Source organism: Marinobacter bryozoorum (assembly GCF_023156245.1).
Taxonomy (GTDB): domain Bacteria; phylum Pseudomonadota; class Gammaproteobacteria; order Pseudomonadales; family Oleiphilaceae; genus Marinobacter; species Marinobacter bryozoorum.
The window spans coordinates 1-14,780 of record NZ_JAKZAH010000043.1 but is presented as its reverse complement, the minus strand read 5'-3'; the positions used below and the strand labels follow the sequence as shown (position 1 = coordinate 14,780).

The 14,780-nt window shown below is 59.7% G+C and carries 14 protein-coding genes; 11 read left to right on the top strand and 3 right to left on the bottom strand.

Annotated features, from left to right (window positions below):
• Positions 1-9: 9 nt before the first annotated feature.
• From cobN to cobJ, 5 genes are read left to right on the top strand one after another with little or no spacing between them, the layout of a single operon-like run.
• Positions 10-3,873, top strand: coding sequence for a cobaltochelatase subunit CobN (cobN, locus tag MLC59_RS17040; protein ID WP_248236603.1), 3,864 nt, complete (start codon positions 10-12; stop codon positions 3,871-3,873).
• The gene (locus MLC59_RS17035) at positions 3,866-4,996 is read left to right on the top strand and encodes a cobalamin biosynthesis protein CobG (RefSeq protein WP_248236602.1); all 1,131 of its coding nucleotides are present in this window, start codon (positions 3,866-3,868) and stop codon (positions 4,994-4,996) included. The genes cobN and MLC59_RS17035 overlap by 8 nt, the downstream gene beginning before the upstream one ends.
• A gap of 2 nt (positions 4,997-4,998) precedes the next feature.
• The gene (locus tag MLC59_RS17030; protein WP_248236601.1) at positions 4,999-5,628 is read left to right on the top strand and encodes a precorrin-8X methylmutase; all 630 of its coding nucleotides are present in this window, start codon (positions 4,999-5,001) and stop codon (positions 5,626-5,628) included.
• Entirely contained in the window at positions 5,625-6,350 is a 726-nt protein-coding gene (locus MLC59_RS17025) for a precorrin-2 C(20)-methyltransferase (RefSeq protein WP_248236600.1), read from the top strand. The genes MLC59_RS17030 and MLC59_RS17025 overlap by 4 nt, the downstream gene beginning before the upstream one ends.
• Positions 6,347-7,096: a precorrin-3B C(17)-methyltransferase gene (gene cobJ, locus MLC59_RS17020; RefSeq protein ID WP_248236599.1), complete on the top strand. Its 750-nt coding sequence runs from the start codon at positions 6,347-6,349 to the stop codon at positions 7,094-7,096. The genes MLC59_RS17025 and cobJ overlap by 4 nt, the downstream gene beginning before the upstream one ends.
• On the opposite strand, the gene MLC59_RS17015 is transcribed toward cobJ, so the two are convergent.
• On the bottom strand, positions 7,072-7,818 hold the full coding sequence (locus MLC59_RS17015; RefSeq protein ID WP_248236598.1) for a cobalt-precorrin-6A reductase: 747 nt from the start codon (positions 7,816-7,818) through the stop codon (positions 7,072-7,074). The two genes, cobJ and MLC59_RS17015, sit on opposite strands and share 25 nt — an antisense overlap.
• Here MLC59_RS17015 and cbiE point away from each other — a divergent pair.
• The 4 genes from cbiE to cobF are packed head-to-tail and all read left to right on the top strand — an operon-like array spanning position 7,817 to position 10,960.
• Positions 7,817-9,028: a precorrin-6y C5,15-methyltransferase (decarboxylating) subunit CbiE gene (gene cbiE, locus MLC59_RS17010; RefSeq protein WP_248236597.1), complete on the top strand. Its 1,212-nt coding sequence runs from the start codon at positions 7,817-7,819 to the stop codon at positions 9,026-9,028. The two genes, MLC59_RS17015 and cbiE, sit on opposite strands and share 2 nt — an antisense overlap.
• On the top strand, positions 9,025-9,411 hold the full coding sequence (locus tag MLC59_RS17005; RefSeq protein ID WP_248236596.1) for a cobalamin biosynthesis protein: 387 nt from the start codon (positions 9,025-9,027) through the stop codon (positions 9,409-9,411). The genes cbiE and MLC59_RS17005 overlap by 4 nt, the downstream gene beginning before the upstream one ends.
• Complete coding sequence (gene cobM, locus MLC59_RS17000; protein ID WP_248236595.1) at positions 9,408-10,202, top strand: precorrin-4 C(11)-methyltransferase; 795 nt, start codon at positions 9,408-9,410, stop codon at positions 10,200-10,202. The genes MLC59_RS17005 and cobM overlap by 4 nt, the downstream gene beginning before the upstream one ends.
• Complete coding sequence (cobF, locus tag MLC59_RS16995) at positions 10,199-10,960, top strand: precorrin-6A synthase (deacetylating) (RefSeq protein ID WP_248236594.1); 762 nt, start codon at positions 10,199-10,201, stop codon at positions 10,958-10,960. Before cobM ends, cobF begins: the two co-directional genes overlap by 4 nt.
• Before the next feature lie 353 nt (positions 10,961-11,313).
• Here the strand turns inward: cobF and MLC59_RS16990 are convergent, their stop codons facing one another.
• Entirely contained in the window at positions 11,314-12,465 is a 1,152-nt protein-coding gene (locus tag MLC59_RS16990; protein ID WP_248236593.1) for a PcfJ domain-containing protein, read from the bottom strand.
• Between the two features lie 118 nt (positions 12,466-12,583).
• On the opposite strand from MLC59_RS16990, the gene MLC59_RS16985 reads away from it, so the two are divergent.
• Positions 12,584-13,252: an SOS response-associated peptidase gene (locus MLC59_RS16985; RefSeq protein WP_248236592.1), complete on the top strand. Its 669-nt coding sequence runs from the start codon at positions 12,584-12,586 to the stop codon at positions 13,250-13,252.
• Between the two features lie 81 nt (positions 13,253-13,333).
• Complete coding sequence (locus tag MLC59_RS16980) at positions 13,334-14,341, top strand: helix-turn-helix transcriptional regulator (protein ID WP_248236591.1); 1,008 nt, start codon at positions 13,334-13,336, stop codon at positions 14,339-14,341.
• A 131-nt stretch (positions 14,342-14,472) separates the two neighbouring features.
• Here MLC59_RS16980 and MLC59_RS16975 read toward each other — a convergent pair.
• Positions 14,473-14,780, bottom strand: a 308-nt coding sequence (locus tag MLC59_RS16975) for a DUF2493 domain-containing protein (RefSeq protein WP_248236590.1), incomplete at its 5' end; no start/stop codon positions are given.

Sequence of the window (14,780 nt, the reverse complement as noted above, 5' to 3'; positions counted from 1 at the left end):
AAACAATTTATGCACCTATTCGCCGCCAAACCCGGGGGCTTTGTAGACGACGAGGGCATCGTCGATCTGCAGCAAACCCCCGGCGACATTGTCATCCTCTCTGCCGCGGACAGTAGCCTGGCTGCGCTGTCGCAGGCGGCGGAGCATTTAGGCGGCGATTATCCCTCGGTGCGCCTGGCCAACTGGATGAATCTGGTCAAGCCGGCGGCTTACGACCTTTATGAACACAAGGTTCTGGAAAGCGCCCGGCTGGTGATCGTTTCCCTGCTCGGTGGCGCGTCTTACTGGCGGTATGGCCACGAGCGGCTGATGGCGTGGGCCGATGCAAGCCCCGATCGCCAGCTGATTCTGGTGCCCGGGTGTGATGCACCCGATGACGAGTTGCTGAAAGACTCGACGGTTCCCTTCGAAGCTGCGCGGGGTGTCTGGCGCTATCTGCGCGAGGGGGGCGTGGGCAACGCCGAACAGTTGCTACGGTTTGTCGCCGATCAGTTCCTGGGTCTTGAGTACACCTGGCGTGATCCTAAAGCCATTCCCGAGGCCGTGCTGTACGTAAGCGCGATCAATGGCCGGGGTCAGGACATCACCCTGGCAGAGTGGCGTGGCTCGCAGAATCCGGATCAGCCGGTGTGCCTGCTGGTGTTCTACCGCAGTCATCTGCAGGGGGCCAACACCGAGGTTTTCGATGGTTTGATTCAGGCTCTGGCTCGCCAGGGGCTCGCCCCGTTGCCTGTCGCCGTGGCTTCGCTCAAAGAGACTGCCTGCCTGGCTTTTATCAATCACCTGATCGAACAGACCGGAGCGTCCCTGATCGTCAACACCACCAGTTTTTCCGTCAATCGTGGCGCGCAGGATGTCGACGCGTTGATGGCAACCGGGGCTGATGACCTCTTTGTGAACCGCCCCGTGGTGCTACAGGCGATGCTCTCCAGCAGTACCGAAGAGGACTGGCTGGAGCAGTCCGATGGCCTGCGTAGCCGGGATGTGGCGATGCAGGTGGTGCTGCCGGAGATGGATGGACGGGTGATTACCCGCGCCATTGGCTTCAAGACCGAGGCTCATTACAGCGAACGGTGTCAGCTCTCAGTAATCCGTCATGCTCTGCAGCCCGAACGCGCTGCCTTTGTGGCTGAGCTGGCCCGCCGTTTTACGGTTCTTCGCCAGAAACCCAATCACGAAAAACGCCTGGCACTGATTCTGGCCAACTACCCCAACCGGGATGGCCGTATTGGCAATGGTGTGGGGCTCGACACACCCGCGTCCACGTTGCGCATTCTGAAAAGCCTGAAACAGGCGGGCTATCCAGTGGCCGACCTGCCAGCCGATGGCGACGGCGTCATCGAGGCACTACAGGGTGCGGTCACCAATGCTCCGGGAGTCATGGACCAACGGCCCTGTTGGCAAAGCATCTCTGTGGATGATTATCTGAGCTGGTTCCAGACGCTGCCGACGGCCCTGCAACAGTCGGTTTGGGCTCGCTGGGGGCATCCCCGTCAGGATCGTAAATGCCGTTCAGGACGCCTGATGATTGCTGGTATCCGGTTGGGTGAAACCTTTGTCGGTATCCAGCCCGAGCGGGATTTCATTGATGACCCCACGCTCACCTACCACGACACCGAGCTGGTCCCGCCCCACAGTTATCTGGCGTTCTATGCCTGGCTGCGGGACCACTACCAGGTCGATGCTGTCGTCCACGTGGGCAAGCACGGCAATCTGGAATGGCTGCCCGGGAAAAGCACGGCGCTCTCCGCTGAATGCTGGCCGGATGTCGCCCTGGGCCCGTTACCCCATTTTTATCCCTTCATCGTTAACGACCCCGGAGAGGGGGCACAGGCCAAGCGGCGCACCCACGCCGTGATTATCGATCATCTGATGCCGCCCCTGGCGAGAGCGGAACTGTATGGTGCGATGGCCGAGCTGGAGGCGCTCACCGACGAGTTTTATCAGGCTCTGGGCATGGACCCCCGCCGCGAAGCCCTGTTGAGACAATCAATTGTGGAGCACCTGCGTGAGACTGGTATTGATCAGGAGCTGGCTCAGGCCGGTGATGCCGAATCGATCGACGAGGAAACCCTGCTCAACCAGCTCGACACCTTCCTGTGCGATATCAAGGAATCGCAGATTCGCCACGGTTTGCATGTGTTGGGCACGCTTCCCGGCGCCGACAAACTGGCCACCACATTGGTTGCTCTGTTGCGCCTGCCACGGGGCAGCGAACCGGCCTATCGCGGCATTCTGCACAATCTGGCGCAGGACCTGGGGTTAAATGACCAGGGCCACGAATTTGATCCGCTTGCTGCCGGGGCAGAGCCCTGGCAAGGGCCGCGACCCGAAGCGCTTCAGTCGTTGGCTGAGGACCACTGGCGCACTGGCGCGGACACCCGGGAACGGCTGGAACTTCTGGCGGAGAAAATCGTTCAGAACCATGTCATTGATGAGCAGCCTCTGGAACCATTGGCGCGGAATTTCCCGGCCACTGCCGAACAATGCCGTTATGCGCGGAAAGCCGTTCTGAACGCCATGAGGCAGGGAGCGGACATGGAAATCCAGTCACTGCTCGACGGGCTTGGCGGGTATTTTGTCCCTCCTGGCCCCAGTGGCGCTCCCAGTCGGGGGCGTCTGGACACCCTGCCCACGGGCCGCAACTTTTTTACTGTGGATAACCGGGCTATACCCTCACCGGCTGCCTGGCAGCTCGGAGAAAAGTCCGCACAGTGCTTCATTGAACGCTACCTGCAGGACAACGGCGACTTCCCACGACGGCTGGGGCTCTCTATCTGGGGCACGGCCACCATGCGAACCGGAGGCGACGACATCGCTCAGGCACTGGCCCTGATGGGGGTGAAGCCGGTGTGGTCGGTGGGTTCGCAACGGGTTATCGATGTAGAGGTAATTCCCACCATGTTGCTGGGTCGCCCAAGGGTGGATGTTACTTTGAGGGTATCCGGATTCTTCCGGGATGCCTTCCCGAATGTAATGCGTCTGTTCGATGCTGCCGTACAGGCGGTGGTGAATTACCAGGAACCGGGGAACGAGAACACCATCCGTAACCAGGTTCAGGAACGCCAGTCGGAGCTGGAAGCAGAGGGTATGGCGCCTGAACAGGCCAGGCGTCAGGCCAGTTACCGAGTGTTCGGAAATCGCCCCGGAAATTACGGCACCGGGCTCAATCGCCTGATTGATGGTCGTGACTGGCAAACGCGGGATGACCTGGCCGAAGCCTATATCGGGGCGGGCGCCTACGCCTACGGGCAGTCCGACGAACAGGGCGTCGCGGCGAGGGCTGACTTCGAATACCAGCTCGCAGGTCTGGATTCGGTCATGCAGAACCAGGACAACCGTGAGCACGATATCCTCGACTCCAACGCCTACTTTGCATTTCAGGGGGGCATGGCCAACGCCACCCGACGCCTGAGTGGTGCTGCGCCGTCCATCTATCATGCAGATCATGCCAACCCGGCACAGCCTCGGGTCCGCACCCTGAAGGAAGAACTTAACCGGGTTATTCGCTCGCGGGTACTCAATCCCAAATGGATTGATGCCATGCGTGAGCACGGTTACAAAGGTGGCTTCGAGATGGCGGCCACCGTGGACTATCTGTTTGCTTACGATGCCACCACCGATCTGGTGGCCGATTACCAGTACGAGCAGGTCACCGATGCGCTGGTACTCAACCCGGAAAATCAACAATTCCTGCGCGAGCATAATGCCGCGGCCCTGGAAGAAATGGCGGAACGGCTTCTGGAGGCAGCCCAGCGCGGTCTGTGGCAGCAACCTGGTGAATATGCCGCCGCCCTACAGGATCTTCTGCTGGACATTGATGAGTCTCAGGAGACGGTCGGGGCAGCGGCACCTGGGGGGCGCCATGGCTGAAGCACGGGTGAAAGGCTGGTGCCCGGGCGTCTGGCGCCCCATGGCATCCGGCGACGGCCTTCTGGTGCGGGTTCGGCCGGCATTCGGGGCCTTGAATAAAGATAAGCTCCTGGCACTGTGCACGGCTGCCCGGCGTTGGGGTAGTGGCATGATCGAGCTGACCAACCGTGGCAATATTCAGCTCCGCGGTGTCGCCGAAGACGGCTGGCCCGGATTGATGGCGGAGCTTGAGCGGGCAGGTCTGGTGGACAAAACCCCGGAGCAGGAAGCCCGCCGCAACATCATGGTGGCTCCAGACTGGCAGCCGGGGGACCGGACAGAACAGATTACCTCACTGTTGCTGGACCGACTGGAGGATCTTCCGGAACTGCCCGCCAAAATGGGATTTGCCATTGATGCAGGCGAGCGGCCGATTCTGGTTGATGAATCAGCGGATTTTCGTGTTGAATGCACCGCCGATGGGCAGTTGCTGGTTCGCGCCGATGGTCGGACCAGGGGTACTCCGGTGGATTCGCCGGAAGCGGCGGTTGATTTGCTGATTGGCCTGGCCCATTGGTTTGTGGATTCCGGCGGCCTGCAGGCTGGGCGAATGCGCAGTCACCAGTTACCCCTGCCAGGCTGGGTTCCAGAACAGGCGGAGAGCGCTGTGCCGCGTTTGCCTCTTGCACTGGGGGCCCATCAGTCAGGGGCAGTTTATGGTCTGTGCTTCGGGCAGGCTGAGGCACGAATATTGGAAAACGCGGTTGCGGCATCGAACGTGAGCGGTATAAGGGTAACCCCCTGGCGACGGTTTTTGGTGCTGGGCGCCAGCGGAGCGCCCGTGAACGGGCTGCTCAGTGATAACCAGGCGCCCGAGCTCAGTATCGATGCCTGCCCGGGATCTCCTCATTGCGAACAGGCAACGGTGCAGACTCGGAACCTTGCCCGAACACTGGCAGGGTCCGTCGCCGGTCGGCTGCACGTGTCGGGTTGCAGCAAGGGTTGTGCCCGGCGTCAGCCCACAGAAACCTGTGTAGTGGGCGACAAGGGACGCTACTCACTGGTCTTTCATGGACGGGCGGATGGAACCCCGGATGTCTCCGGACTGACCGCGTCCCAGCTATGTGATTATTTCGGAGTTTAATAATGCCCCACGTCTATGAAACAGACGGATCGGCTATCTACCGCGAGTCCTTCGCGATCATCCGGCATGAGTCGGATCTGACACGTTTTTCCAGCGATGAAGAGCCGGTGGCTGTACGTATGATTCACGCAGCCGGAATGGTGGATCTGGCGCCTCATATTCTTTTTCACGGCGAGGTTGTCATCAAGGCTCGTGCGGCCCTGGAGCAGGGAGCGCCGATCCTCTGCGACGCGCGCATGGTGGCTCAGGGCATTACCCGGCCCCGACTGCCGGCCGATAACACCGTTATCTGCACCCTGCACGATGAGGGCGTGCACGAGCGGGCGAAAAAAATGGAAAACACTCGCTCGGCTGCGGCCCTGGAACTGTGGCGGCCGCATCTGGAAGGCGCGGTTGTCGCCATCGGCAACGCACCGACGGCACTGTTTCATCTGCTGAGCATGCTGGAAGACCCCAATTGCCCACGTCCGGCGGCCATCATTGGTTGCCCGGTGGGCTTTGTCGGAGCAGCAGAGTCGAAGGAGGCATTGTGGGAAAGTGCAGTCGCCCCTTGCGTCATCGTTCGTGGCCGGTTAGGCGGAAGCGCGGTGACGGTCGCAGCCATCAATGCCATAGCGGATCGCAAAGAATGAGTATCGGACAAATCTACGGGGTTGGGCTCGGGCCCGGCGCACAGGACCTGATGAGCGTGCGCGCGGACCGCTTGATCCGCCAGACCCGCCACATTGCCTATTTCCGAAAAAAGGGCCGCACTGGCCACGCCCGCAGCATTGTTGAAGGTATGTTCAGCGACTCGGTGGTGGAACTGCCCATGGAATATCCGGTAACCACGGAAATACCGTTCAGCGACCCCCGCTATAACCAATTGTTGGCAGAGTTTTACGAGACCAGCGTCAGACGACTTATGGAAGTTGTCAAAGCCGGTGAGGACGTAGTGGTTCTGTGTGAGGGTGACCCGTTTTTCTACGGCTCGTTCATGCATCTCTACACCCGCCTGAAAGACCGGGTGCCGGTGAACGTTGTGCCCGGCATTACCGGCATGTCAGCGGCCTGGACCGCAACGGGCCAGCCGTTCACCTGGGGTGACGACGTAATGACCGTTGCCATGGGGACACTACCCGAGGACGATCTGTTCCAACGCATCACATCAACCGATGCACTGGTAGTGATGAAGATTGGTCGCAACCTTGCCAAAATTCGCCGCGCTCTGGAACGGGCCGGACGAACCGACGAAGCCTGGCTGATCGAATACGCGGCCATGAACCAGGAGCGGGTTGTGCCGTTCCGTAAAGCTGGCGATGCGGCCCCTTATTTTTCGATTCTGCTTATTCACGGCAATGGACGGCGGCCATGAGTGGCTGGTTGGCGGTAGTCGGTCTGGGGCCGGGCTCGGAGGCGCTGGTCACCCCCGAAGTGAGTGAGACACTGGCCGAAGCCACCGATGTGGTGGGTTACGGACCCTATGTGGAACGGGTCCCTGCCCGCGACAATCTGGCCCGTCACATCTCCGACAACCGGGAAGAAATCGCTCGGGCAGCGCAGGCCCTGGAGCTGACAGCCTCTGGTCGCAAAGTGGTTATTGTCTCTTCCGGAGATCCCGGAGTCTTTGCCATGGCCTCAGCGCTTTATGAAGCACTCGAAGCTGGCCCTGAACAATGGCGTGGGCTGGATATCCGCATCCTGCCGGGTATTTCTGCCATGCTCGCGGCCAGTGCCCGGGTTGGCGCACCGCTGGGCCACGATTTCTGCTGCATCAATCTTTCCGACAACCTCAAACCCTGGACACTCATCGAAAAACGGCTTCGCTTGGCCGCACAGGCGGATTTTGCGATGGCGTTTTACAACCCCCGCTCCAGAGCGAGGCCCGAGGGCTTTGCTCGGGCTCTGGACACCCTGCAGGCAGAATGTGGCCCTCAACGGCCCATTATTTTCGCCAGAGCCGTCTACACCGATCAGGAAACTTTGCAGGTCACCACGCTTGCTGAGGCTACGCCGGAGATGGCAGACATGCGCACCCTGGTATTGGTGGGTTCCAGCCAGACACGGGTGATTGACGGGGGCGGCAGGCGCTGGGTTTACACGCCGAGGTCGGTATCGTGACCAAGCCACTGCAGCACCCGTTCGACGTGGTGAACCTCATCGCGCGGGGGCAGAAGTGGCCGGTCGATCATCAGCACCGGTATACCCAGCTCGCGGGCCGCCACCAGTTTGGCAGCCGCACCCTCACCGCCTGCATTCTTACTCACCACAAGCTCGATGCGGTGGCGCTGCAGCAGCGCCCGGTCCTCTTCCACTGTGAAAGGTCCCCGGTCCACCACGATCGTCCGGTGGGGCAGAGGCAGTGGTTCCAATGGCTGATCAACCAGCCGCAACAAATAATGGTGTTGGGGCTGGGCGGCAAATTCATCAAGGTGCATCCGGCCGATGGCCAGCATGACCCGTTGCTGTTTCCTGCGCAGCGAGGCCACCGCCGCTTCCATGGTCGGCATGCGCTGCCACTGGTCCCCGGGTTCGGGCTTCCAGGCCGATCGGGTAAGCGCCAACAAGGGCGTGCCGATTTCAGCCGCAGCGGCTACCGCGTTAAGACTCATCTGCTGGGCGAAGGGGTGGGTGGCATCCACAAGGTGGGTGATGTTTTCACGGCGCAAAAAATCCGCCAGACCCTGAGTGCCACCGAAGCCGCCGGTTCTTACCGGAACCGGCTGGGGTTTCGGGTTACTCACCCGCCCGGCGTAACTGTATACGGCCGGAATATTGCGGACGGCCAGAGCCGGGGCCAGAGTATTGGCTTCGGAGGTACCACCGAGAATCAGGACTTTCATGATGGCTGACGCTGGCAAGAGCCCCTGGTTGACGATTATAGGGTGGGGTGAGAGTGGCATAGCCGGGCTGACTCAGGCAAGTCGCGACGCCCTGGAGCAGGCCGAACTTGTCTTTGGAGCCCGCCGCCATTTAGAGGTTTTACCCGCCCTAAGTGTCGGGGTCCGGGAGTGGCCGGTTCCTTTCGCAGATGGTATTCCGGACATCTTGGCCGAACGGGGCCGGCCCGTGGTCATGCTGGTTTCCGGGGACCCGTTCTGGTTTGGCGCCGGGACGGTACTCGCGAAATATCTTTCGCCCGATGAATGGGTCGCCCAGCCCGCACCGTCCACCTTCAGCCTGGCGGCGGCAAAACTTGGATGGGGTATTGAAAGCCTTCAATGCCTGGGCCTGCACGCAGCGCCGGTGACACGTGTTCGGCCATGTCTCCAGCCACAACACCGGCTGATTGTCCTGCTGCGTGATGGAAACGCAGTGGCCGACCTGGCCTGCTGCATTGAGCAATGGGGGTTCGGACCATCGCAACTACACATTCTGGAAGCGTTGGGCGGAGAACGAGAGCGCATCCGTACTGTTCATAGTCACGATGCCCTCCCGATGGATATTCAGCATCCGGTGGCGGTAGCGCTTGAAGTAGCGGGTAAAGGCCCGGCCGTACCGCGCACCAGCGGTATTCCCGATCATTTTTTCGACCATGACGGCCAGATCACCAAACAGCCTGTTCGTGCGGTCACGCTGTCTGCGCTGGCACCACAGGCTGGAGAGCGACTCTGGGATATTGGCACCGGCTCGGGCTCCATCGCCATTGAGTGGTTGCTTGCCGATCCCCGCAATCAGGCCATCGCGTTTGACACGTCCGCTGAGCGTACTGCCCGTGCGCAGAGCAATGCCAGTGCCCTGGGTGTGGACTGGCTCCAGGTGGTTCATGGGCGCGTACCGGAAGCGCTTGAAGGGCAGGCAGTGCCGGATGCTGTCTTTATTGGCGGAGGGCTGTCGCAGGCTTTGTTGGAAACCCTCTGGTCGTGCCTGCCTGAGGGAGTTCGCATTGTCGCCAATGCGGTGACGCTGGAATCTGAAACACTGCTGGTTCATTGGCAACACCAGAAGGGCGGCGACCTGCTGCGGCTTGAAGTGTCCACTGCCGGGGCTATTGGCCCCCGCCGGGGCTGGCAGGCGAATTATCCGATCGTGCAGTGGCGGGTGACCCGATGAAAGTGGCAGGGTTTGGTTGCTGCACCGGGGCAACCCTGGCCTCACTGCGTGACGTGCTGGAGCATCTGGAAGGCCAATTTGGTGCTGTGGATGCCCTTGCGGCGGTGTCCGACAAGGCAGTGCTGGTGCGTGATCTGGGGAGCGAACGCGGCCTGCCCGTGCAGATTATCGCCAATGAGCAGCTCCCCGTAGCGGAGACCCTGACCCAATCGTCCTACAGCGAGCAGGCCAGAAGTACCGGCAGCGTGGCCGAAGCTGTGGCGCTGCTGGCAGCGCAGAACCGCAATGAACAGCGACCCCGTCAAGCTCGCCTGCTGGGTGCCCGTCAAATATCCAGCGACCGAAAAGCTACCTGTGCCATGGCGGAGGGAGTTGACCCATGACAGTACATTTCATTGGCGCCGGCCCCGGAGCACCGGACCTGCTGACCCTACGCGGGCGGGATTTGATTGCTTCCTGTCCGGTCTGCCTTTACGCCGGTTCACTGATACCCAAAGAAATACTGGCCCACTGCCCGCCGGATGCCCGCATAGTGAATACGGCACCCCTGGCGCTGGAAGATATTATCAAGGACATCCGGCAGACCCACGATTCAGGTCTCGACGTCGCCCGACTGCATTCGGGGGATCTTTCGGTGTGGTCTGCCATGGGCGAACAATTGCGCCGACTGCGTGAACTGAACATCCCGTATACCATCACTCCGGGTGTGCCTTCCTTCGCCGCTGCAGCGGCCAGCCTTGGCAAAGAACTCACCCTACCTGGCGTTGCGCAGTCCCTTGTGCTCACGCGCACTCAGGGCCGCGCCAGCGCAATGCCCGACGGTGAAACACTGGCGAACTTTGCCCGTACCGGCACCACCCTGGCCGTTCACCTGTCTATCCATAATCTGGCTCACGTAGTGGCAGAGCTGACACCGTTCTACGGAGCGGACTGCCCGACGGCAGTGGTCTGGCGCGCCAGTTGGCCCGATGAAAAAATCGTTCGGGCCACGCTGGGTACGCTGGAACAGTCGGTGGACCCGGCCATCAACCGCACTGCGCTGATCCTTGTCGGGGAGGCCCTGGCCACCGAAGACTTTCAGGAAAGCCGGTTGTATGCCTGCAATTACGACCGCCGCTTCCGACCGCAATCCACCGATTCGCCCTTTGCCGATACCGCCGGAGACGACGCATGATCCAGCTGTCCCTCATCGGCATCGGAACCGGCAATCCGGACCACGTCACCCTGGCAGCCATCAACGCACTGAATCATGCCGACCTGATTCTGCTGCCTCGCAAAGGCGATGCGAAGTCAGACCTGATAGACCTGCGACGCCTGCTGTGCCGCAAGCTGCTGAGCGAGAAGAGCAGCGCGGAGATTGTTGAGTTCGACCTTCCAGCCCGGCGGGAGGACCATCAATATCTGGAGGCAGTGGCTGACTGGCATACCCGCATTGCGGAAATCTGGGGAGAGCTCATTCAGCAACATCTCCCCGACGGCGGTCGGGTGGGGCTCATGATCTGGGGCGACCCGTCGCTGTACGACAGCAGCCTGCGCATTGCCAGCCGGTTAAGTGACAAAGGTAAGGCGGTGCAGGTCAAAGTTGTGCCCGGCATCACCAGCCTTCAGGTGCTCACGGCGGAGCACTGCATTCCATTAAACACCATAGCCGAACCCGTGCACATCACCACAGGCCGCCGACTGCGGGAAAACGGCTGGCCCACACAAACCAGCGCGATGGCTGTCATGCTGGACAGCGGGGGAGCCTTCCAGACACTACCGCAAGACAACATCTACATCTGGTGGGGCGCCTACCTGGGGATGGACAAACAATGCCTCATTAACGGGCCTCTTAAAGCCGTGGGGCAAGAAATCATGACCCGGCGAGACAGGCTCAAAGCCGAGCACGGCTGGATAATGGATACCTACCTGATGAAAATCGTTGCTGACTGAACGCTGGCGGTCGGGAGTTGGCCAACGTAAACAAAGCAGCGTTCGCTTTGGCTCGTTGCCCTTTCTTCCCTGTGCCCCTACCTAACCAGGAAGCGGTTTAGGTAGAGGGACGCGGGTTAGATAAATGCACCGACATCCGGTCTCGTGCATTTACATGGCCGGACGTTTTTCGCAGCTAAGTTGTGCTTGGCGAGTCATTCTTTGAAGGAACTTCCAAGCTTGTACCGAGAGCAATGGAATGCCAGGGCAGTGGTTGGGCATGGGCGCGTATGAATGTCCGCTTTGCGACCACGCTGAACATTGAATTTCTTCGCATCGTTCAGTCTTCACACAGCAGATCTGGTCTGCGTTTCCTAACTGCTGCGACCAGTATTCACCCACCGCCGAATCCAATCCAAAGCACCCTCGGACGGGCTTGAATTACACACCCCGCGAACCTCGCCAACCACCCACGTCTTATTCTGATACTCAAGCGATATGGTTAAACGCTCCGGGTGGACCATCCGGTAAATGAACACTTCCCCGAGCGCGACCGGCACGTCATAGCTGCCGACGCAATGGCGCATGGTTGCCCCTTCTTCCAGAAGCTCCAGCCAGGAACCTAACGGTTCTATACCATCGATTGGGGCAAGGGGCGGTTTCGGATAGTCGCCGTGCTCCTCAGAAAGCTCCTTCGCCAGGTCTTGCCGCTTCTCTTCGGAGTTTCGGCTGTTTGCCCGGTTAAAACGTTCAACCAGGCGGTCATGCTGGGCCTGAAGGGTTTCTCTGGAATGGATTGCTGCAAGGGCCTGTTCGTTACCGCCGGCCATGGCGAGCGAATCCCGAATCATCCGGCATAGCCAGGACAGCTCCACTGCCGAGGTGTGTTCATCAACCAGATTCAGCAATCCGGGCCACAACGGTTGCCGAACGCGATTCAGCAAACGAAGGTGGTTCACATGGAGGTGAGGGTGGTGCCGCATCAAGGCTAAGTACTCGGGGTTCTGAAGTGCGGCGCGAATATCTTCCAGCTCCCAGGGTAATAAAGGCGACAAGGCCAGGCGACGGACTAATCGAACGAGGGATCTGCTGCCCGGAAGCCCAATTGCTTTAAGAATATCGGAGCGCTTACCGGCCAGAAACGCGTTAAACCGTTCGAGCGACCAAGACTGTTCACGCGCATGATCCACCGCCAGGATAAACAGTAGAGGAGCGTCCTCGGCCAATTGCCGAGCCGCTGCCGAAGCCGCACAGGCCTGTGCGAGCACAAAGTCCATGGCGGGCATCAACGCAGTGACGGCCGATACAGGTTTCGGCAGAGCATCACACAGGCGCCTTCCTTTATCATCTTCCAGCGTAAACAGCGGCAACCCGGGCGGCTCCAGGAACTGGCCCGAGGCAATCTGACCTTCATCGTTGTAGCTGGCCCAACGCAGGGGATGCTCTGAATCCCAACGATTAACCTCAACCCGGATCGGGTAATTGAGTATCTGGCTCAGGTCATAAACGGTGGTGGTGCTGGTCATACAATCAAGCTCTTCGACGATCTTCAGGCAGGATAATCCAGCGATACGACAGTGTGGGTCGCCTAAGTCGTAAAACTTTGACTACACTGCCTCAGAAAGAACGGCCAAGGATGCAGCTATGTGCGGACGGTACAACGTAACCGACTCTCCCGAAGTCCAAGCGCTGATGGAACAACTGGGACTGCCCGGTGTCGCACCCAGACCCCAGCACAACGTGCCGCCGGGCGGAATTGGGGAGTTCGTTATTGAAGCAGCTGACGACCGGTATCTGCTGCCAGGCATCTGGTCGCTTCTGATCGAACCAAACCCGAATGGTTATGGCTTCCGGCCCAACCCGAAGTTTCACACTTTCAATGTCCGCAGCGATCGGCTGACCAGCAGTCCGTTATGGAAAAAGGTGTATCCGACCAAGCGTTGCATTATTCCAGTCAGTGCATTTCACGAATGGAAGGGTAAGCAGGTCTACAACATTCACCCGCAGAATGAGGCCACGGCACTGGCGGGGTTATGGCAATCTTGGCACTTCGGGGATGAGCAGGTGAATTCCTTCACGGTCATCACACTGTCGCCGCACCCGAGGTTCAGTCATATCCACCCGAAAAGCATTCCACTGATGCTGCGGCCAGAAGAGTTTGATTTGTGGCTGGATCCTGAGTTTCACGAGACGGATGCCTTTCGGGAGCTGATGCGAACGCATATTTCTGCACCGCTGGTGTGCGAGCCGGTGCGGAGTACCAAACTGCTGGAGCTTACGGGAGAGACAGAACTCATTCCCGCCGACACATAAGTGGTTAGATCCGCAATTGTTGGCTACAGTAACGCGACATAACCAGTCGCATGAAAGAACCAACACGACAAGGATCCCGCTATGTCCAACACGGCCGCTCGCTACCTCACCATGCTCCGGATGGTGCCCCGATACCCAAGATCCATCACCACCACCGAACTGGCGAGCCGCCTGGAAGAGCAGGGCTTTTCGGTCACCATGCGTTCGATCCAGCGGGATCTGGAAAAGCTGAGTGCGGATTTCCCTTTGTTGGTCGATGAAAACTCCCGGCCTTACCGCTGGTCGTTCGACCGCAATGCGACCATGGACATCATACCGGCCCTGGATCTGCCAGCAGCCCTGACCTTTGAACTGGCGAAGGCCTACCTCTCACCAATGCTGCCCCCAAGGGCACTGTCCCACTTAAAGCCCCACTTCGATGAAGCCCACCGCACGCTGTTGCGTGAAAAGAACCCCCTGGGCCAATGGCCAGACCGGGTCAGGGTGATCAATCGGGGGTTGGGAGGTGCGCGCCCGCCTGTTGATGCCGATGTCCTGGAAGCGGTCACCGAAGCCTTGCTCCGGGAATACCAGTGCAAACTTACGTATCAGGCTCGCAGCTGGCCGGAGCCGGAAGAGATTGTGGTGCATCCGTTCGGGCTCATCTTCCGGGACCCGAATGTGTATCTGATCGGCACTATCGAAGGCAGGGAAGGGGTTCGTCAGCTGGTGCTGCACAGGGCGACGGCCGGTGAAGTAGTGGAAGAGCTCATCGAGCGCCCGGAAGATTTTGATCTGGATTTATACATCCACTCCGGTGCCATGGGCATTCTGAAATCCGATGAGCCGGTGTACCTGAAGCTACGCTGCGACAAACCGGTGCTGAACCACCTGATCGAATCCCCACTGGGATTTGATCAGATCACCACCGAGATTGATGACAAGACCTTCGAAATCGCCGTCACCGTGGGCGACACCCAGGACTTGCGCTGGTGGCTCACCGCTCAGGCGGTGCATTGCGATATTCTGGAGCCGGCGTGGTTGCGGGAAGAGATTGAAGACACGCTCAAGCAGGGTCTAAAGCGGACGCGAAGGACCGGTAACGCATGAGTCATTCCCCCAAGGATTCAATAATCACCGTTTTACCTTTGGCCCGCGCATAGTTCAGGGCGGACGCAGTACCCCGGGATTTGCCATCCCAAAAGGCGATCACCAGATCAGCCGTATCAAAGATGGTACGGTTACGAATCGACGGCCCCACGGCCGTATTGTTTCCAGTCGGGTTTGATCACGGTAATAGGCAGCTTATTTTCTCGGGCCAGTTGCTCCGCCAGAGCATCCGCGCCTTTTGCACCACCAGAAATGATATGTGCAGGTAGCCAGGGTTGAAGCACACGCTCCAGGCGGTCGTAGTCAGTAAAGTGGCGAGAACCAATAACGGCGATTTTGCGCATGGCGAGCTCCACAGGCTTGTGAAGTGGACCCCAAATTTTGGACAGGTGCCTAAGCTCTGATTCATCATCTCCACAAGGAGGAGAATCATGAGCAA

Coding starts and splice junctions, on each gene's coding strand:
- cobJ (WP_248236599.1), top strand. CDS start 6,347: ATGAGTGGCTGGTTGGCGGTAGTCGGTCTGGGGCCGGGCTCGGAGGCG.
- MLC59_RS17025 (WP_248236600.1), top strand. CDS start 5,625: ATGAGTATCGGACAAATCTACGGGGTTGGGCTCGGGCCCGGCGCACAG.
- cobN (WP_248236603.1), top strand. CDS start 10: ATGCACCTATTCGCCGCCAAACCCGGGGGCTTTGTAGACGACGAGGGC.
- MLC59_RS16985 (WP_248236592.1), top strand. CDS start 12,584: ATGTGCGGACGGTACAACGTAACCGACTCTCCCGAAGTCCAAGCGCTG.
- cobF (WP_248236594.1), top strand. CDS start 10,199: ATGATCCAGCTGTCCCTCATCGGCATCGGAACCGGCAATCCGGACCAC.
- MLC59_RS16980 (WP_248236591.1), top strand. CDS start 13,334: ATGTCCAACACGGCCGCTCGCTACCTCACCATGCTCCGGATGGTGCCC.
- cobM (WP_248236595.1), top strand. CDS start 9,408: ATGACAGTACATTTCATTGGCGCCGGCCCCGGAGCACCGGACCTGCTG.
- MLC59_RS17035 (WP_248236602.1), top strand. CDS start 3,866: ATGGCTGAAGCACGGGTGAAAGGCTGGTGCCCGGGCGTCTGGCGCCCC.
- MLC59_RS17015 (WP_248236598.1), bottom strand. CDS start 7,818: ATGAAAGTCCTGATTCTCGGTGGTACCTCCGAAGCCAATACTCTGGCC.
- MLC59_RS17030 (WP_248236601.1), top strand. CDS start 4,999: ATGCCCCACGTCTATGAAACAGACGGATCGGCTATCTACCGCGAGTCC.
- MLC59_RS17005 (WP_248236596.1), top strand. CDS start 9,025: ATGAAAGTGGCAGGGTTTGGTTGCTGCACCGGGGCAACCCTGGCCTCA.
- cbiE (WP_248236597.1), top strand. CDS start 7,817: ATGATGGCTGACGCTGGCAAGAGCCCCTGGTTGACGATTATAGGGTGG.
- MLC59_RS16990 (WP_248236593.1), bottom strand. CDS start 12,465: ATGACCAGCACCACCACCGTTTATGACCTGAGCCAGATACTCAATTAC.